At 53.6% G+C, this 19671-nt stretch carries 17 protein-coding genes and 1 pseudogene; 2 read left to right on the top strand and 16 right to left on the bottom strand.

The window, feature by feature from the left end; translation table 11 throughout:
• Positions 1-133 precede the first annotated feature (133 nt).
• From glmU to asnC, 14 genes and pseudogenes are all read right to left on the bottom strand, one after another.
• Positions 134-1504 (bottom strand): bifunctional UDP-N-acetylglucosamine diphosphorylase/glucosamine-1-phosphate N-acetyltransferase GlmU, encoded by a 1371-nt coding sequence (gene glmU / locus BH714_RS15120; protein ID WP_032679280.1) that lies wholly within the window; start codon positions 1502-1504, stop codon positions 134-136.
• Between the two features lie 305 nt (positions 1505-1809).
• The gene (locus BH714_RS15115) at positions 1810-2229 is read right to left on the bottom strand and encodes a F0F1 ATP synthase subunit epsilon (RefSeq protein ID WP_006177560.1); all 420 of its coding nucleotides are present in this window, start codon (positions 2227-2229) and stop codon (positions 1810-1812) included.
• A gap of 20 nt (positions 2230-2249) precedes the next feature.
• Positions 2250-3632, bottom strand: coding sequence for a F0F1 ATP synthase subunit beta (gene atpD, locus BH714_RS15110; protein WP_006177559.1), 1383 nt, complete (start codon positions 3630-3632; stop codon positions 2250-2252).
• A gap of 31 nt (positions 3633-3663) precedes the next feature.
• A complete protein-coding gene (gene atpG, locus BH714_RS15105; RefSeq protein ID WP_040018319.1) occupies positions 3664-4527 on the bottom strand; it encodes a F0F1 ATP synthase subunit gamma in 864 nt (287 codons plus the stop codon).
• Between the two features lie 51 nt (positions 4528-4578).
• Positions 4579-6120: a F0F1 ATP synthase subunit alpha gene (gene atpA, locus BH714_RS15100; protein WP_006808751.1), complete on the bottom strand. Its 1542-nt coding sequence runs from the start codon at positions 6118-6120 to the stop codon at positions 4579-4581.
• 12 nt (positions 6121-6132) lie between these two features.
• On the bottom strand, positions 6133-6666 hold the full coding sequence (gene atpH / locus BH714_RS15095) for a F0F1 ATP synthase subunit delta (protein ID WP_014172281.1): 534 nt from the start codon (positions 6664-6666) through the stop codon (positions 6133-6135).
• A 14-nt stretch (positions 6667-6680) separates the two neighbouring features.
• Entirely contained in the window at positions 6681-7151 is a 471-nt protein-coding gene (atpF, locus tag BH714_RS15090) for a F0F1 ATP synthase subunit B (RefSeq protein WP_003862370.1), read from the bottom strand.
• A 48-nt stretch (positions 7152-7199) separates the two neighbouring features.
• Positions 7200-7439, bottom strand: a complete 240-nt coding sequence (gene atpE, locus BH714_RS15085) for a F0F1 ATP synthase subunit C (protein ID WP_000429386.1) — start codon at positions 7437-7439, stop codon at positions 7200-7202.
• A gap of 49 nt (positions 7440-7488) precedes the next feature.
• Positions 7489-8303: pseudogene (gene atpB, locus BH714_RS15080) on the bottom strand (F0F1 ATP synthase subunit A).
• Between the two features lie 8 nt (positions 8304-8311).
• Positions 8312-8692 (bottom strand): F0F1 ATP synthase subunit I, encoded by a 381-nt coding sequence (atpI, locus tag BH714_RS15075; protein WP_008500194.1) that lies wholly within the window; start codon positions 8690-8692, stop codon positions 8312-8314.
• A gap of 616 nt (positions 8693-9308) precedes the next feature.
• A complete protein-coding gene (rsmG, locus tag BH714_RS15070) occupies positions 9309-9932 on the bottom strand; it encodes a 16S rRNA (guanine(527)-N(7))-methyltransferase RsmG (RefSeq protein ID WP_020882765.1) in 624 nt (207 codons plus the stop codon).
• A gap of 100 nt (positions 9933-10032) precedes the next feature.
• A complete protein-coding gene (gene mnmG, locus BH714_RS15065; protein ID WP_020882766.1) occupies positions 10033-11922 on the bottom strand; it encodes a tRNA uridine-5-carboxymethylaminomethyl(34) synthesis enzyme MnmG in 1890 nt (629 codons plus the stop codon).
• Between the two features lie 374 nt (positions 11923-12296).
• On the bottom strand, positions 12297-12746 hold the full coding sequence (gene mioC / locus BH714_RS15060; protein WP_020882767.1) for an FMN-binding protein MioC: 450 nt from the start codon (positions 12744-12746) through the stop codon (positions 12297-12299).
• A gap of 90 nt (positions 12747-12836) precedes the next feature.
• Positions 12837-13295, bottom strand: a complete 459-nt coding sequence (gene asnC / locus BH714_RS15055) for a transcriptional regulator AsnC (RefSeq protein ID WP_014172275.1) — start codon at positions 13293-13295, stop codon at positions 12837-12839.
• 151 nt (positions 13296-13446) lie between these two features.
• On the opposite strand from asnC, the gene asnA reads away from it, so the two are divergent.
• A complete protein-coding gene (gene asnA / locus BH714_RS15050) occupies positions 13447-14439 on the top strand; it encodes an aspartate--ammonia ligase (RefSeq protein WP_020882768.1) in 993 nt (330 codons plus the stop codon).
• Here the strand turns inward: asnA and viaA are convergent, their stop codons facing one another.
• Positions 14440-15891: an ATPase RavA stimulator ViaA gene (gene viaA / locus BH714_RS15045; protein ID WP_040018316.1), complete on the bottom strand. Its 1452-nt coding sequence runs from the start codon at positions 15889-15891 to the stop codon at positions 14440-14442.
• Positions 15885-17381 carry an ATPase RavA gene (gene ravA / locus BH714_RS15040; RefSeq protein ID WP_025202724.1) on the bottom strand — a complete coding sequence of 499 codons (1497 nt, stop codon included), beginning with the start codon at positions 17379-17381 and terminating at the stop codon, positions 15885-15887. Before ravA ends, viaA begins: the two co-directional genes overlap by 7 nt.
• A 222-nt stretch (positions 17382-17603) precedes the next feature.
• On the opposite strand from ravA, the gene kup reads away from it, so the two are divergent.
• Positions 17604-19472, top strand: a complete 1869-nt coding sequence (gene kup / locus BH714_RS15035) for a low affinity potassium transporter Kup (protein ID WP_014172271.1) — start codon at positions 17604-17606, stop codon at positions 19470-19472.
• Positions 19473-19671 lie beyond the last annotated feature (199 nt).

Genomic DNA, 19671 nt, shown 5'->3' with positions numbered 1-19671 from the left:
TTGTTATAAGTACTGCCTTTGGGGGGAGGATTATGTTATCCCCTCACCCCATCCCTCTCCCCAGAGGGGTGAGGGCAAAAAACACCGCACCGAACGAGCGCTCTCCTCACGGGAGAGAGCAGGGTGCAGGTCGTTACTTTTTCTTCACTGGGCGTTTCCAGCCCTGCTTGTGAACCTGCGGCACGCGGCTCAGCACCAGCTCATTGTCGGCAACATCGCGCGTCACGGTCGTCCCGGCGGCAATGGTTACCCCGTTCCCGACCGTCACCGGTGCCACCAGCTGGGTATCAGAACCGACAAACACATCATCACCAATGATGGTTTTAAACTTGTTGGCACCGTCATAGTTGCAGGTGATTGTTCCTGCACCAATGTTCACGTTATCGCCAATTTCTGCATCGCCCAGGTAGGTTAAATGGCCGGCTTTGGAACCTTTGCCCAGACGCGCTTTTTTCATTTCAACGAAGTTGCCAACATGGGCGCCTTCGAGCAATTCAGCGCCAGGGCGCAGGCGTGCGAACGGCCCAATGGTGCATGCCGCGTCCAGATGTGCATCTTCAACCACGCTGTACGGGCTAATGTCGCAGTCGTCACCGATGACGCTGTTTTTGATAACACAACCGGCACCAATTTTGACGCGGTGGCCAAGCGTGACGTTGCCTTCAAGGATAACGTTAGTATCGATTTCAACGTCGCGCCCGTGAGATAAGGTCCCGCGCAGATCGAAACGCGCCGGGTCACGCAGCATAACGCCTGCCAGGAGCAGTTTTTCAGCCTGTTCGGACTGATAAACGCGTTCCAGGCGGGAAAGCTGAAGGCGGTTATTCACCCCTTCGGTTTCGCTAATGCGTGCCGGATGAACCGCCGCAATCTCACGCCCTTCCTGATAGGCCATCGCGATGATGTCGGTGATGTAGTACTCACCCTGCGCATTATTGTTGTTGAGCTTCGACAGCCAGCGCTTCAGGTCCGCACCATTGGCAATCAGGATACCGGTGTTGATCTCCTGAATCTGACGCTGTGCGTCGCTGGCATCTTTATGCTCAACGATACCCGTTACGTTACCGTTTTCGCGGGTAATGCGGCCATAGCCGGTTGGATCGTCAAGTACGACAGTTAACAACCCGATACCACCCTGCGGTTTAGCTTCACGCAGGCGGGCAAGGGTGTCGACAGAGATCAGCGGGACGTCGCCATAAAGCATCAGAATATCTTCGTCATCTGCAAAGAACGGGGCGGCCTGCTGCATGGCGTGTCCGGTCCCCAACTGTTCTGCCTGAAGCACCCAGTTGAGTTTGTCATCGTTCAGCGTCTTTTTAAGCAGATCGCCGCCGTGACCATAGACCAGATGGACCTGACGGGCACCCAGTTCATTAGCGGCATCAATGACATGCTGCACCATCGGCTTTCCTGCCAGCGTGTGCAGTACCTTTGGAAGATCGGAATACATGCGGGTACCTTTACCGGCGGCAAGGATGACCACGCTCATTGTATTGTTCAACATACGCGTCCTGACTGTAATTTGAGTAAGAAGTTAAACCCGTTGACGTTGAAAATTCTACATATTTTGCGTCATAAAATGGAATGGCGTTAAAACGTTCAACATCAGCCAATAATGGCTATTTGAGGCCATTTTTAGGGGCAGAGTAAACCCCTTTTTCTCTGGAAAATAGCCTTCTCGCGATAAGTCGCTAGCACACACAATAGCTTAGCTATTCTTTTGGATCATGAATAAAGATCGGTGTGATACGAAACCATAAAAAAAGCCAGCCTGGAAACCAGACTGGCTTTGTGCTTTTCAAGCCGGTGTTACATCGCTTTTTTGGTCAACTCGATAACGCGCAGTTTCGCGATCGCTTTGGCCAGCTCCGCAGACGCCTGAGCGTAATCCACGTCACCATGAGAGCTGCTAATGTGCTCTTCAGCCTTACGCTTCGATTCCAGGGCTCGTGCTTCGTCGAGATCCTGGCCACGAATAGCGGTATCGGCCAGAACGGTCACGCTGCCAGGCTGCACTTCAAGAATGCCGCCGGACAGATAGATAAACTCTTCATGACCGAACTGTTTAACGATGCGGATCATACCAGGCTTAATGGCGGTGAGCAGCGGTGCGTGACCCGGGAAAATACCCAGTTCACCTTCACTACCCGTTACCTGGATTTTCTCGACCAGACCAGAGAACATTTGTTGCTCTGCGCTGACGACGTCCAGGTGGTAAGTCATTGCCATATCACCCTCCGATTAAGGCGTTAAAGTTTTTTGGCTTTTTCCACGGCTTCGTCGATGGAACCAACCATGTAGAACGCCTGCTCCGGCAGGTGATCGTATTCGCCTTCCATGATGCCTTTAAAGCCACGGATGGTGTCTTTCAGGGAAACGTATTTACCCGGAGAACCGGTGAATACTTCCGCAACGAAGAACGGCTGGGACAGGAAGCGCTGGATCTTACGCGCACGTGCTACCACCAGTTTGTCTTCTTCAGACAGCTCATCCATACCCAGGATGGCGATGATGTCTTTCAGTTCCTGGTAACGCTGCAGCAGGGACTGTACGCCACGCGCGGTGTCGTAGTGTTCCTGACCCACAACCAGTGGATCCAGCTGACGGCTGGTGGAGTCCAGCGGGTCAACGGCCGGGTAAATACCCAGAGACGCGATCTGACGGCTCAGTACCACGGTTGCGTCAAGGTGCGCAAAGGTGGTGGCTGGGGATGGGTCAGTCAAGTCATCCGCAGGTACGTATACCGCCTGAACGGAGGTGATAGAACCGGTTTTGGTAGAGGTGATACGTTCCTGAAGAACACCCATCTCTTCCGCCAGCGTCGGCTGATAACCTACCGCTGAAGGCATACGACCCAGCAGTGCAGATACTTCAGTACCGGCCAGGGTGTAACGATAGATGTTATCAACGAACAGCAGAACGTCACGGCCTTCGTCACGGAACTTCTCAGCCATAGTCAGGCCAGTCAGCGCAACGCGCAGACGGTTTCCTGGTGGCTCGTTCATCTGACCGTAAACCAGGGATACTTTGTCCAGAACGTTGGAGTCGGTCATTTCGTGGTAGAAGTCGTTACCCTCACGAGTACGTTCACCTACGCCCGCAAATACGGAGTAACCGGAGTGCTCGATCGCGATGTTACGGATCAGCTCCATCATGTTTACGGTTTTACCTACACCCGCACCACCGAACAGACCAACTTTACCGCCCTTCGCAAACGGACACATCAGGTCGATAACTTTGATGCCGGTTTCCAGCAGTTCCTGAGAGCTGGACAGCTCTTCGTAGGAAGGTGCTGCGCGGTGGATAGCCCAACGCTCTTCTTCACCGATGTCGCCTTTCATGTCGATTGGTTGACCCAATACGTTCATGATACGACCCAGTGTTGCTTTACCTACCGGGACTTCGATCGGGTGCTCAAGGTCTTTAACTTCCAGACCACGACGCAGACCGTCGGAAGAACCCATCGCGATGGTACGCACGATACCGCCGCCGAGCTGCTGCTGAACTTCCAGCACCAGGCTCTCGTTACCATTCTGTACCTCAAGCGCGTCGTACACGCGTGGTACGGCGTCCTGAGGGAACTCGACGTCCACCACGGCGCCGATTACCTGGACAATCTTTCCAGTAGCCATCTTGAATCCTCTACGTAATTCGTAAACCTGGTTAAACCGCGGCGGCCCCCGAGACGATCTCGGTGAGTTCCTGAGTAATGCTGGCCTGACGAGCTTTGTTGTAAACCAACTGCAGCTCTTTAATCAGGCTGCCGCCATTATCGGTCGCGGCTTTCATCGCCACCATTCGTGCGGCCTGCTCGCTGGCCAGGTTTTCTACAACGCCCTGATAAACCTGAGATTCAACGTAACGACGCAGCAGGGTATCCAACAGCGGTTTCGGATCGGGTTCATACAGGTAATCCCAGGATTTTTGCTTCAGCTCGTCATCTTCTGATGCCGGTAAAGGCAGCATCTGAGTGAGCGTTGGAACCTGAGACATGGTGTTAATAAATTTGTTGCTGACAACGTACAGTCTGTCCAGACGGCCTTCATCATAAGCCTGCAACATCACTTTAACCGGGCCGATCAACTCGGACAGGGAAGGGTTATCACCCATACCCGTCACCTGAGCGACAATGTTGCCACCAACGGAGTTAAAGAAAGAGACGCCTTTAGAGCCGATCATTGCGATATCGCCCTGAACGCCTTTTTCAGACCATGCTTTCATATCCGCCAGCAGTTTTTTGAACAGGTTAATGTTCAAGCCGCCACACAGACCACGGTCGGTCGACACCACCAGGTAGCCCACGCGCTTAACGTCGCGTTCTTCCAGGTAAGGGTGCTTATATTCCAGATTACCGTTTGCAAGGTGACCAATCACTTTGCGCATGGTTTCTGCATAAGGACGGCTGGCCGCCATGCGATCCTGCGATTTACGCATTTTGGAAGCGGCGACCATCTCCATCGCTTTAGTGATCTTTTGCGTGTTCTGGACGCTTGCGATCTTACTACGTATCTCTTTTGCGCCGGCCATGAGCTTCTCCTCAATGCCAGGCGGCTTGTCCTGAGACAAGCCGCCGGACGATTACCAGGATTGGGTTGCTTTGAAGGAATCGAGGATAGCTTTCAGCTTGCCTTCGATTTCGTCGTTATAGCCACCGGTCTGGTTGATCTCTTGCATCAGCGGAGCGTGATCACGGTCGACGTAAGCCAGCAGAGCGGCTTCGAAGCTACCGATTTTCGCCAGTTCCACATCTTCGAGGTAACCGCGTTCAGCCGCGAACAGAACCAGGCCCTGCTGAGCAACAGACATTGGTGCGTACTGTTTCTGCTTCAGCAGCTCGGTCACTTTCTGACCGTGGCTCAGCTGTTTACGGGTTGCTTCGTCCAGATCGGATGCGAACTGAGAGAACGCAGCCAGTTCACGATACTGTGCCAGCGCGGTACGAATACCACCGGACAGTTTCTTGATGATCTTGGTCTGAGCAGCACCACCCACACGGGATACGGAGATACCCGGGTTAACTGCCGGACGAATACCGGAGTTAAACAGGTTGGTTTCCAGGAAGATCTGACCATCGGTAATGGAGATTACGTTGGTCGGAACGAACGCAGAAACGTCACCCGCCTGGGTTTCAATGATTGGCAGCGCGGTCAGAGAGCCGGTTTTACCCTTCACTTCACCTTTGGTGAAGTTCTCGACGTATTCCGCGTTAACGCGGGAAGCACGCTCCAGCAGACGAGAGTGGAGGTAGAATACGTCGCCAGGGAACGCTTCACGTCCAGGTGGACGACGGAGCAGCAGGGAAACCTGACGATATGCAACGGCCTGTTTAGACAGGTCATCGTATACGATCAGCGCATCTTCACCGCGGTCACGGAAGTATTCGCCCATTGCGCAACCGGCGTATGGTGCCAGGTATTGCAGTGCAGCAGATTCAGAAGCGGTCGCCACAACAACGATGGTGTTAGACAGCGCGCCGTGCTCTTCCAGTTTACGAACCACGTTAGAAATGGTGGACGCTTTCTGGCCGATAGCCACGTACACACATTTGATGCCGGAGTCACGCTGGTTGATGATGGCGTCGATAGCCATCGCGGTTTTACCGGTCTGACGGTCACCGATGATCAGTTCACGCTGGCCACGACCGATTGGAATCATGGCATCAACGGACTTATAACCAGTCTGCACTGGCTGATCAACGGACTGACGGTCGATAACGCCTGGTGCGATAACTTCGATTGGGGAGAAGCCATCGTGCTCAACCGGACCTTTACCGTCGATTGGCGCACCCAGGGTGTTAACAACGCGACCCAGCAGGCCACGGCCAACCGGCACTTCCAGAATACGGCCAGTACACTTAACCTTCATGCCTTCGGCGAGGTCAGCGTATGGACCCATCACAACTGCACCTACGGAGTCGCGCTCCAGGTTCAGTGCGATAGCGTAACGGTTACCCGGCAGGGAAATCATCTCACCCTGCATACAATCGGCCAGGCCGTGGATGCGGATAACACCGTCACTTACAGAAACAATAGTACCTTCGTTGTGAGCTTCGCTCACAACACTGAACTGAGCAATGCGCTGCTTGATCAGTTCGCTGATTTCGGTGGAATTCAGTTGCATGCTCCAGTCCCCTTAAGACTGCAAGACGTCTGCAAGGCGTTCAAGACGGCCGCGTACGCTGCCATCAATGACCATATCACCCGAACGGATGATTACGCCTGCCATTACAGACTTATCGATTTTGCAATTCAGCTTAACTTTGCGTGACAGACGTTTTTCCATCGCGGCGGTAATTTTCGCAAGCTGTTCATCACTCAGTTCAGTCGCAGAAGTCACTTCGACTTCAGCGGTAGCTTCACTAAGGGCACGTAAGTGCTCAAACTGCTCGAGAACATCCGGGAGCACACGGAGACGACCATTTTCTGCCATTACCTTAATCAGGTTCTGACCATTGGCATCCAGTTGCTCTCCGCACACGGCGATAAACGACGCGGCGAGAGTTTCAGGCGCTAACGCACCAGAAAGCAACTCGGCCATTTGTTCGTTTTTCGTCACCTCAGCGGCAAACGCCAGCATATCCTGCCAGCGATCGACATTTTGGTGTTCGACAGCAAAGTCAAAAGCTGCTTTGGCGTAGGGGCGAGCTACCGTAACAAATTCAGACATCAGCCCCTCCCTCCTTACAGTTCAGCGACAAGTTTGTCCACGATGTCGCTGTTAGCAGCTTCATCCACGGAACGTTCGATGATCTTCTCGGCGCCAGCAACAGCCAGAATCGCAACCTGCTTACGCAGTTCTTCGCGAGCACGTTTACGCTCAGCTTCAATTTCAGCCTGAGCTTGTGTCACGATCTTAGTACGTTCCTGTTCTGCTTCAGCTTTGGCTTCGTCCAGGATCTGCGAACGGCGTTTGTTAGCCTGTTCGATGATAACCTGAGCTTCCGCTTTCGCTTTTTTCAGCTGGTCTGTCGCGTTGGCCTGTGCAAGGTCCAAATCTTTCTTAGCGCGTTCTGCAGAAGCCAGACCGTCAGCAATTTCTTTCTGACGTTTTTCGATGGCAGCCATTAAAGGCGGCCATACATACTTCATGCAGAACCAGACAAAGAGAATAAACGCGATGGCCTGGCCGAGGATTGTTGCGTTCATGTTCACAGCACAATACCTCTTTAATATCTGTGGCTTAGGGTTTTAAAACTACTACTACGCGACAGCAAACATCACGTACAGACCCAGACCTACAGCGATCATTGGGATAGCATCCACCAGACCCATAACGATAAAGAACTGAGTACGCAGCAGAGGAATCAGATCAGGTTGACGCGCTGCGCCTTCCAGGAATTTGCCCCCGAGGATGCCGATACCGATCGCAGCACCGATAGCCGCCAGACCCATCATCACAGCGGCAGCCATGTACAGCAGATCCATATTCAGGTTTTCCATGACAGTCTCCAGTTTGTTTCAATTAAAACGTAGTAGTGTTGGTAAAAAATCAGTGCTCTTCAGACGCCATCGACAGATAGACGATCGTCAGAACCATGAAGATAAAGGCTTGCAGCGTAATGATCAGGATGTGGAAAATGGCCCAAGGCACATTCAGAATCCACTGTGACCACCACGGCAGAAGACCCGCGATCAGAATGAAAATCAGCTCACCCGCATACATGTTGCCGAACAGTCGCAGACCCAGTGAAACAGGTTTGGACAGCAGGCTAACGCCTTCCAGGATCAGGTTGACCGGAATAAACGCCCAGTGGTTGAACGGCTGCAAGGTAAGCTCTTTCACGAAGCCGCTTACGCCTTTCATTTTGATGCTGTAGAAAAGAATCAGGATAAACACGCCCAGCGCCATCGACAGGGTGATGTTCACGTCAGCGGACGGCACCACGCGCAGTGCTGGCAGACCGAGGACATGTTCGCCAATCCACGGCAGGAAATCGATTGGCAGCAGGTCCATCAGGTTCATCAGGAACACCCAAACGAACACGGTCAGGGCCAGCGGAGCAATCAGCTTGCTCTTACCATGGTACATGTCTTTGACGCTGCCATGGACGAAGCCGATGATCATTTCGATGAACGTCTGGAATTTCCCTGGAACACCGCTGGTCGCTCTTTTCGCAACACCGCGGAACATGGCCAGGAACAGAAGACCCAAAACGACCGAGAAGAACATGGAGTCGATGTTGATCGTCCAGAAGGTGGCCGGGGGTTATGCGGATCCACCAGCGAGAATGTACGCAGGTCCAGCTGAAGGTTATTCAGATGGTGACCTATGTAATCCTGCGGCGTCATATTTTCTGAAGCCATGATGCCTTTTACCCTTTGTTGTTGATTACAGCTGGAGCCAGAACTTGTACCACCAGCACCAAAACCCACGTTGCTATCAGCGGCATGAATACCACTTTCAAAACCGCCAGCGCCATCACCAGTAGAGCAAAGGTCAGCAACACCTTACACACTTCACCGAGAGCGAAGGACCAGGCCACACGGCCTTTGGCGGGTGTATGCGCCTGATGACGCCAGGCAAAAATCATAAACAATACGTTTGGCAGAACAACCGCCAAACCCCCGCACACGGCGGAGATGCCCCAGAAGGGGTCTTTGAGGCTAAACAGCAGTCCACTTGCTATCACAGCCAGAAACTGAATGAACAGAAGCTTACGAGCAACGTTTCTACTCAAGAGCGACACAGACATCACGTTTTTACTCCTGCTCCCTTCGAGGTATGCCGCGTGTCGTATAAAACGTCCTTTAAGGCTCAGAGTCAAGCATCAAAAAGCGGTCAAATTATACGGTGCGCACCCGTGATTTCAAACATTAAGTAGCGAAAAGGTGAATAAATGTTTAAATATTTTTCCCCGCCGCTATTTTTTAACTTTTCCTGAAAGCCACGACCTTCGACCAAAACTGCAAACAGCGCGAAAACGTTGGCTACAAAGCGTGCACGAGATCACAAAATACACATTTGCGATAAGGGTGTATTTATCAAAGACGCAAATCGGTTTATTTCATCTTTATGAAATTAAAGACAAATTATCGTAACTATTTTCAAAACAGCCCGGTATACAATAAAAACCTTTTATTGACATTCTTAATAAATATTTAACATTCGATTCTGGTTGCCGTATTCCACTTTTAGCAGGCTGATATTTTCGATGTTGACTATCTTCATGCTGAACAATGGCTGTTACGTTAACCGTTAGAAAAACCTTAGTAACACAGAGGTTAAACTCTCTTCGGTAAAACCAGAGAATTAGTGCTGTTATTTAACATGGTCAGAACAGCACGAATTCCACAATTTTTATTAAATATTTAAAAATTGTTTGGCTTAATTATCACCAGATGGCGTTCACCCTCAAGCTGAGGAATGTTTAATTTCTCAACGGATTCGACAGCAAAACCCTCCGGAAGCTGTTCAATTTCATCGCCCGGCAACTGCCCTTTCAGGGCATAAAAGCGGCCATTTTGTGCAGGCAAGTGCTTACACCAGCTCACCATATCATTGAGCGACGCAAACGCGCGGCTGATAACACCGTCAAACGGTGGCTCCGCGGGGAACGCCTCTACCCTGCTCTGTACAGGGGCGATGTTCTCCAGCTTCAGCTCATGCTGGACCTGACGTAAAAAACGGACGCGTTTGCCAAGGCTGTCCAGCAGCGTGAAATGGCTCTCAGGGCGGACAATCGACAGCGGGATCCCCGGCAGGCCAGGGCCTGTGCCCACATCGATAAAGCGCTCCCCTTTAAGATACGGCGCAACCACGATGCTATCGAGGATATGACGAACCAGCATCTCGTTGGGGTCGCGAACAGACGTCAGGTTGTACGCTTTATTCCATTTGTTCAGCATATCGACATAGGCCACCAGCTGAGTTTTCTGGTGATCGGTGAGCGAAATACCTGCCTGTTCCAGCAGACGAGAGAGTTTATTGAGCACAGTGGGTACCTGTTTAGACATAAATTGCCCGGTGGCGCTTACCGGGCCTACGAATTAGCAGGGCGGGTAGCGAAGCGCCACCCGCCAAAAGCACTGGATATTATGCGCTACGGCGCAGCATACCTTGCTTTTTCAGCCACACCAGCAGAATCGAAATCGCGGCAGGTGTGACACCGGAGATACGGGACGCCTGACCGATCGACACAGGCTTGTGATCGTTCAGCTTGGCGATCACTTCATTGGAAAGCCCCGTCACCTGACGGTAGTCCAGCATTTCCGGCAGCAGCGTATTTTCGTTGCGCTGCTGTTTTTCAATCTCATCCTGCTGACGCGCGATGTAACCTTCGTATTTGACCTGGATCTCAACCTGTTCAGCCGCTTCAGCGTCGTCAAGGCCAGGCGCGAACGCGGTCAGTTTCACCAGGTTCTCGTAGGTCACTTCAGGGCGACGCAGCAAGTCTTCGCCGCTGGCTTCGCGCGAAAGCGGCGCAGTTAAGTGAGCATTCACTTCTGCAGCGGTTTCCGCCTGGGGATTCACCCAGGTGGTTTTCAGGCGCTGACGTTCCTGCTCAATACGTTCCAGTTTTTCGTTGAAGCGCGCCCAGCGTTCGTCATCTACCAGACCCAGTTCACGACCCACTTCGGTCAGACGCAGGTCGGCGTTATCTTCGCGCAGCATCAGGCGATATTCCGCGCGAGAGGTAAACATACGGTACGGTTCTTTCGTACCCAGGGTGCAGAGATCGTCGACCAGCACGCCCAGATAAGCCTGAGAACGCGCAGGTGCCCAGCCCTCTTTCTCCGCAGAGAAGCGTGCTGCGTTCAGACCGGCAAGCAGACCCTGAGCGGCAGCTTCTTCGTAACCGGTCGTGCCGTTAATCTGGCCGGCGAAGAACAGACCGTGGATGAATTTGCTCTCCAGGGTTGGCTTCAGGTCACGCGGATCGAAGAAATCGTACTCAATAGCGTAGCCAGGACGAACGATTTTCGCGTTCTCCATACCCTGCATTGAGCGAACAATTTGCATCTGCACATCGAACGGCAGGCTGGTGGAGATGCCGTTCGGGTAAATTTCATTTGACGTCAGTCCTTCCGGCTCCAGGAAGATCTGGTGCTGGTTACGATCGGCAAAGCGCATCACCTTGTCTTCGATCGATGGACAGTAACGCGGGCCGATCCCTTCGATCACGCCAGCGTACATTGGGCTGCGGTCGAGGTTATTGCGGATCACGTCATGGGTTTTTTCGTTGGTATGCGTGATGTAGCACGGTACCTGCTGCGGATGTTGAGCCGCATTGCCCATGAACGAGAACACCGGCATGGGGTTATCACCGTGCTGTTGTGCCAGCACGCTGAAATCAATGGTGCGCGCATCAATACGCGGTGGCGTGCCTGTTTTCAGGCGACTGACGCGCAGCGGAAGTTCACGCAGACGACGAGACAGCGGAATGGACGGCGGATCGCCAGCACGGCCACCGCTGTAGTTATCCAGACCGATATGGATTTTGCCATCCAGGAAGGTCCCGACAGTCAGTACGACGGCTTTCGCGCGGAACTTGAGGCCCATCTGGGTTACGGCACCCACAACGCGATCGTTTTCAACGATAAGATCTTCTACCGCCTGCTGGAAGATCATCAGGTTTGGCTGATTCTCCAGGGCAGTACGTACCGCCTGACGGTAAAGCACGCGGTCTGCCTGAGCACGGGTGGCGCGCACAGCGGGACCTTTGCTTGCGTTTAGTATCCTAAACTGGATGCCGGCATGATCGATCGCTTTCGCCATCAGGCCGCCAAGTGCATCCACTTCTTTTACCAGGTGTCCTTTCCCAATGCCGCCAATCGCCGGATTACAGGACATTTGTCCCAGCGTGTCGATATTGTGTGTCAAAAGCAGGGTCTGCTGACCCATTCGCGCTGCGGCCATTGCGGCCTCAGTGCCTGCATGACCCCCGCCAATGATGATGACGTCAAAAGGATCCTGATAAAACATGGTGGTCTGCCTCGCGTAAAGCGGTATGAAAATGGATTGAAGCCCGGGCCGTGGATTCTACTCAACTTTAGTCTTTCGAGAAAGCATTGGGATCCTGGGCTATTAAAAAGAAGATCTTTTTATTTAGAGATCTGTTCTATTGTGATCTCTTATTAGGATCGAGTACCTCTGTGGATAAGCCCGATCTCACGATGAAGATCATGCAGTTAGAAAGGATCGTTTGCTGTGAATGATCGGTGATCCTGGCCAGTATAAGCTGGGATCAGATCGCGACTTTATACACAGGGCCAAAACAGCCTCAGAGTTATAACTTGGATAACTACCGCTTAATACGAGCTTTTAACCAGAGTTATCCACATCTGTTCGCGCGATCTTTAATCGTTTTTGAGTAAATTTTTCCATTCACCCAGCCAGATCTCCGCTGGATCTTCCGGAATGTCATGATCGAGGATGTTGATCTTTAGTGTTTCACCTAGCTGTTTTGCCCCACAGGCAGTCACAGCGGCTTCGACTTTCTCTATTGCACCGCAAAAGGTGTCATATTCACGACTGCCGATACCCACCGCGCCAAAACGGACGTTTGACAGGTCAGGCTGCTGTTCCAGCAGTTCGTCATATAAAGGTTGCAGATTATCCGGCAGATCGCCTGCGCCGTGCGTCGAGGTGATCAGTAGCCAGACCCCATCAGTCGGGAGATCGTCAAGCAACGGGCCGTGCAGTGTTTCGGTGGAAAAGCCCGCGTCTTCCAGCTTCTCAGCCAGATGTTCCGCAACGTATTCCGCGCCGCCCAGGGTGCTGCCACTGATAAGGGTAATGTCTGCCATTGATCGCTCGCTCAAATAAAGAGGGGCTCATTGTACGCTGTGAACGAGCTGGGATCTACCTGTGGAAAATGTGGGAATGAATTTGCCCGATCAGGGGCGGATGGTACGCATGATCGGGTTCTGCAGGGAGATCAATGTTTCAGTGGACTGAATTTCATCAATTGTTTGGATCTTGTTGATAAGTACCTGCTGGAGGGCATCAATGGAGCGGCACATCACCTTTATAAAGATACTGTAGTGCCCGGTGGTGTAGTACGCCTCCGTGACTTCTTCAAGCGCGTTGAGCTTCGCCAGGGCTGACGGATAGTCTTTGGCGCTTTTGAGAATAATGCCAATAAAGCAGCAGACGTCATAACCCAGCTGCTTAGGGCTGACGTCGATACGTGCGCCAGTAATGATCCCCGCCTGTTTCATCTTTTCCACGCGAACGTGGATTGTGCCCGGACTGACGCCAAACTGTTTCGCCAGTTCCGCGTAGGCAGTACGTGCATTGGCCATTAAGGCCTCCAGGATGCCGCGGTCCAGATTATCGATCTGATAATTTTCCATAGCTTTTTCTTATGAACATTAATGAATCTCTCTATTCTAGCGCCTTATTTTAATGAATCAAAAGTGAAGGTGGCTTTTTGTTGATGGGTTATTGAATAACAGGCCATTTCTGTTGCTTAATCTCTATCAACAGGACGCAGGAGTATAAATAATGAAAACCGCTTACATCGCAAAACAACGCCAGATCAGCTTCGTTAAATCCCATTTTTCACGTCAGCTGGAAGACAAGCTTGGTCTGATCGAAGTCCAGGCGCCCATTCTCAGCCGCGTGGGTGACGGGACGCAGGACAACCTTTCTGGATGCGAAAAAGCGGTACAGGTGAAAGTGAAAACACTGCCAGACGCCCAGTTCGAAGTGGTGCATTCCCTTGCGAAGTGGAAACGTCAAACCCTGGGACAACACGACTTCAGCGCGGGCGAAGGGCTTTACACGCACATGAAAGCCCTTCGCCCCGATGAAGACCGTCTTACGCCAATGCACTCTGTCTACGTCGATCAATGGGACTGGGAGCGCGTCATGGGCGATGGCGAGCGTCACGTCGGTACGCTGAAATCCACCGTTGAGGCGATCTACGCCGGGATCAAAGCGACCGAAGCGGCAGTGAGCAAAGAGTTTGGTCTGGCACCGTTCCTGCCGGAATCGATCCACTTTGTCCACAGCCAGGAACTGCTGAGCCGTTATCCCGATCTGGATGCCAAAGGCCGTGAGCGTGCGATCGCCAAAGAATTGGGTGCTGTGTTCCTGATCGGGATTGGCGGCAAATTGTCTGACGGTAAACGCCATGATGTGCGTGCGCCGGATTATGATGACTGGAGCACGACGGGTGAAGGCGAACGCGCCGGTCTGAACGGCGATATTCTGGTCTGGAACCCGGTGCTGGAAGATGCGTTCGAGCTCTCTTCAATGGGGATCCGCGTGGATGCTGACGCCCTGAAGCGTCAGCTGGCACTGACCGGGGATGAAGATCGCCTCACGCTGGAGTGGCACCAGGCGCTGCTGCGCGGAGAGATGCCGCAGACCATTGGCGGTGGTATTGGCCAGTCCCGTCTGACCATGCTGCTGTTGCAGCTGCCACATATTGGTCAGGTGCAGTGCGGTGTCTGGCCACAACAGGTACGCGATCGCGTTGAATCTCTTCTGTAATTAGCGCTGCCAGCGTCTTAGCAGGCGGCTACGTAACCCGGTATCAAAGCGCCAGATATGATCGAAGATGCGCATGATGCCGGGCTTTCCATGGGCAGACATCGCCACAGCATGGAAACGGTGCTGGTGCACTCGCTGTATCTCCTTCACTTTATTCACCACGTCATCCGGTAGCCGCTGGGCAATAAAATCGGAGATGACCACGGCGTCAGCGTCATACCAGTCTCCGCCCTGCATCCGCTCAACGATGCTTCGAAAACAGCTGGCCAGATCGGTACCGCCACGAAAGCGCTGGCTTAAAAAGCGGATCGCCTGCTCAATACCCTGCTGATGGGTCAGTTCATACCCCACAACTTCGCTGGAAAAGAGCATGATGAAGCAGCGACGTCGATCGGCGAGCGCCACGCGCATCAGAGCCAGGCAGAACGCTTTCGCGCACTGTTCGTTAAACCCCCCCATCGAGCCGGACGTATCCACGCACACAATAAAAGGCCCGCGCGGCTGTTCGTCAAAATCCTGATGGATGACCGGGCGCTGGCTGAGCTTTTCACGCCAGGCTTCGCCATGCAACCGGTAGGTCAGAAGCTGTTTTTCCACCAGCCGGCGATAAAACTCGTACTCAAGCTCGGTCATCCCCAGCGTACTCAACTCCGTGGGCAGCAGGCGCAAAATATCGTCGCTTTGCTGGAGCCCATCCACCTGCTCAGGCACGGTGGCCGGTTCACGGACCAGGGTGCGGAAGGTCTCCATTGGGGCATCTTTCTTTGGGACCGATTTGGCCTCCCGTGAACGACCCAGCTGTTCGGCAAGCTTCATCAGCTCTGGCTGCTGTGCCAGAAAATCGCCGTACTTGACGATGAGCTGGTAATCTCCGCGCCGCAGCTGACCGGCGCTCATATCCCAAAGACGCCCGGCGGCGTTTTCATTTTCCACCAGCACCTGCTCCAGTTGACCGCTTAAGGTCATGCGTTCCTGCACTTCGCTAAGCAGCTGTTCACGCTCCTCATCCAGCAACTGCTGGTTCAACGTTGTGGCCTGCACCACCAGGCTGAGGCGCCAGCGTTGTAAAAAGAGGGTGTGTAGCGCGGGGGTAAACGTGGCGTTATCCGTGACCAGCGCTCGCGCCTGGCTGGCAAACGGAGAGTGTACCGTGTCGAGTAACGTCAGGGTTTGCGGGAGCTGGGCGATAAACTGTGACGTAGAGAGCCGCTGGCACTGCTGATAGCAGGCCACCTCGTCAGTTAATTCAGGGGGGACTTCGGTCTCTTTGAACCGCTGACGCAGGTTTTCGCGCCAGCGCGGGAGATCGTCGGTCATCGCCTTTTTGAGCCGCGGGAATTTTTCAAAAAAAGCCGCCAGCTGCGGGGAGGCCAGAAGGGTGATGACCACCTCTTCGATCAACCCCTCTTCGCTGACGGCCAGCATGACGTTAAGCGTATCCAGCGTTAGCATTGACGAGCCTGTTTGATCTGCGCGCTGACATCCTGCAGGCTGGCTTCGATGCGACCTAACCAGTCGCTATGAATAAAGAGGCATTTTTGCTGCTCGCTGAAGCGCGTATGTTGCTGGTGCCATTCCGTATCCAGCGCTTCAAGCTGGCGTTTAATCTCTTCCGGCACGCTGTCAGAGGCGGTTCCCGGAAGCGCAAGACGCGATCCCTGCAGGCTGACGTCGCGGATCACCAGATGCTGGCTGCTGTCCACTTCCAGCGTCAGCGGCTGGGCAAAACCGATGCCGTTGAGTTTGCCGCGGATCTCCCCGCCCTTATCAAGCCACTGAGCCAGTGGCTCTCGCTCCACGGTGATATGGACCACCTGCATGTCATGCAGCTTAAGGGGCTGCTGAAGCAGGAGCGTCAGCGTTGTACTGGTCAGTTCGGACGGCAGCTCATAATGCGCTTTGCGGGCGAACATACCGCCAAGGCGGTTTACTTTCAGCGCTGTTTTGTCGCTTTGTTGTTGCTGCAGCTGAATACGCCGTTGGGCAATCGCCCCGAGCTGGTTGAGCATCGACTGCTGGCCCCAGGCGTGTCCGGTCATCAATACGTCAAGCTGCTGCTGCATCAGGTTCATGCCTTCCGCGTCGTGCCAGAGACAATCTTTTAAAAGGATCAGATCGATTGGCGCAACGGCATCGCGGCCGCTGAACAGGGCGCTGGCCTGCAGCAGGCGGATCGCTTTTTTCCAGCGACGGTCGGAGACATACGGCGCAGAAGGCAGTAAATCGAGCTGCTGGCGCAGCAGATAGATCAGCTCAAACACCGAATCCGGCAGTGTGATTTTGCCGATATCCTCCTGCCACTGGTAATACTCCTCATCCGTGACCTGCAGCGAAGCGGGGACCGGGTTTTCATTCTCATCCTGCTGGCTGACCAGCATCGAGCGGAAGTTGGATTTATCCTGCACTTTGTCGAGCCACAGGCGGATCAGCATGCGGTCATACAGCGCTTCAAGGCTGCTGTCGGCTTCCGGGAGTTCGTTAGAGGCCGCCACCAGAAGGCGCATCGGGATTTTCTCTTCGCTGGCACCGTTGCGGAATCGGCGTTCGTTTATCGCCGTGAGCAGGGTGTTCAGAATAGCCGGCCCCGCTTTCCAGATCTCATCAAGAAAAACAATTTCCGCTTCCGGAAGATACCCCTCAGTCAGGCGCTGATAGCGCCCCTCATCTTTCAGCGCCTGAATGGAAAGCGGGCCGAAAACTTCTTCTGGGGTGGAAAAGCGGGTCATCAGGTATTCGAAAGCGCGGGCGTTCTGAAAGGCAAATTTCAGCCGGCGGGCAATCAGGCTTTTGGCGATGCCCGGAGGACCAAGCAGAAAGACGCTTTCACCGCTCAACGCCGCCAGTAAACAGAGGCGAATGGCGTGGCTACGCTCGAAAAGGCCTTTTTCCAGCGCGCCGCTGAGGCGGGAAATTCTTTCTGCTATTAAATGTGAGTGAGCCATAATAGTTTTGCATCCTTTCGCCGTCGTGGCGGCCAATTGAAGCGAGTATAGACGTTTCAGTCAGGGCTGGTAATAGACTGAAGTGCGGCGCTATTTTCTTTGCGCTACATTAATGCGGTTGCATTTAGGGGTACGATTTTGCATTGAATCGTGCATACTGTGCGCTTTTTGTGGGCCAAGGGACTAAGCACACATTTGTTATTTAAACGAAAAGACTAGTCTATGAGCACTGATAATAAGCAATCATTACCCGCAATAACGCTTGCGGCGATCGGGGTTGTCTACGGTGATATCGGCACCAGCCCGCTTTATACGCTTCGTGAATGTCTGTCCGGTCAGTTTGGTTTTGGTGTTGAGCGCGATGCCGTCTTTGGCTTCCTGTCCCTCATCTTCTGGCTGCTGATCCTGGTGGTTTCAGTGAAATACCTCTCCTTCGTTATGCGTGCAGATAACGCCGGTGAAGGGGGGATCCTGACTCTGATGTCCCTTGCCGGGCGGAATACCTCCGCCAGAATGACGTCGGTGCTGGTCATTATCGGCCTGATTGGCGGCAGCTTCTTCTATGGGGAAGTCGTCATTACGCCCGCGATTTCGGTTCTCTCGGCGATAGAGGGGCTGGAGATTATCGCGCCACAGCTTGATTCATGGGTTGTTCCGCTGGCGATCCTTGTCCTGACGCTGTTGTTCATCATCCAGAAGCACGGCACCGGGCTGGTGGGCAAGCTGTTCGCTCCGATTATGCTGGCCTGGTTCCTGGTCCTGGCGGCACTCGGTTTACGCAGCATTATTGCTAACCCGGACGTGCTGCATGCGCTGAACCCTTACTGGGCCGTGCATTTCTTCCTGGAATACAAAGTGGTTTCCTTCGTCGCGCTCGGTGCCGTCGTGCTCTCCATCACCGGTGTTGAGGCGCTGTATGCCGATATGGGGCACTTCGGGAAACTGCCTATCCGCGTGGCGTGGTTTTTAGTGGTCCTGCCGTCGCTGGTGCTGAACTATTTCGGTCAGGGTGCGCTGCTGCTGCAAAACCCGGAGGCGATTAAGAACCCATTCTTCCTGCTGGCTCCGGACTGGGCGCTGGTGCCCATGCTGATTCTGGCGACGCTGGCGACCGTTATTGCCTCGCAGGCGGTAATTTCAGGCGTGTTCTCTCTGACGCGTCAGGCTGTGCGTCTGGGGTATCTCTCGCCTATGCGCATTATCCATACCTCCGAGATGGAGTCGGGCCAGATTTACATTCCGTTCATCAACTGGCTGCTCTATTTCGCCGTGGTGATTGTCATCGTCAGCTTCGAGCACTCCAGCAACCTGGCGGCGGCGTACGGTATTGCGGTAACCGGTACGATGGTACTGACCTCGCTGCTCTCCACCACGGTAGCGTACCGAAACTGGCACTGGAACAAATTCCTCGTGATGATGATTCTGGTCGGCTTCCTGTGCATTGACGTGCCGCTGTTCTCCGCCAACCTCGACAAGATTGTCTCCGGTGGCTGGCTGCCGCTGACGCTCGGTCTGGTGATGTTCATTGTCATGACCACGTGGAAAAGCGAACGTTTCCGCCTTCTGCGCCGTATGCATGAGCACGGTAACTCCCTGGAGGCTATGATTGCCTCGCTGGAGAAATCGCCGCCGGTACGCGTGCCGGGCACCGCGGTGTATATGTCGCGTGCGCTGAACGTTATCCCGTTTGCGCTGATGCATAACCTCAAGCACAACAAAGTGCTGCACGAGCGCGTGATCCTGCTGACCCTGCGCACCGAAGATGCCCCGTACGTCCACAATGTCCGCCGCGTGCAAATCGAGCAACTGTCGCCGACCTTCTGGCGCGTCGTGGCAAGCTACGGCTGGCGTGAGACACCAAACGTCGAAGAGGTGTTCCATCGCTGCGGTCTGGAAGGTCTGAGCTGTCGCATGATGGAGACCTCGTTCTTTATGTCCCACGAGTCGCTGATTATCGGCAAGCGCCCCTGGTATTTGCGTCTGCGCGGCAAGTTGTACCTTATCCTGCAGCGTAACGCCCTTCGCGCGCCTGACCAGTTTGAGATCCCGCCTAACCGTGTGATTGAGCTGGGAACGCAGGTCGAAATCTAGGTCCTCGAGTGGCCTGAAGCCCTCTCCTGGATGGAGAGGGTGCAACCCTAAAAAAGCGGTAACCAAAGGGTTACCGTTTTTGCATTTATCGCCTTCTCATTTCACGTAGCGAAACGTTTCGACGCCGATCACAAATCTGTTATGTCATGGTGGTTTTCTGAACACCGTTAAGACTAAACTGATTTCAGCGAAACGTTTC

Origin of the sequence: Enterobacter ludwigii (assembly GCF_001750725.1) — a bacterium.
GTDB classification, from domain to species: Bacteria; Pseudomonadota; Gammaproteobacteria; order Enterobacterales; family Enterobacteriaceae; genus Enterobacter; species Enterobacter ludwigii.
Note: the sequence above shows the minus strand (reverse complement) of the source record. Positions and strands in the feature narration are given on the sequence as shown.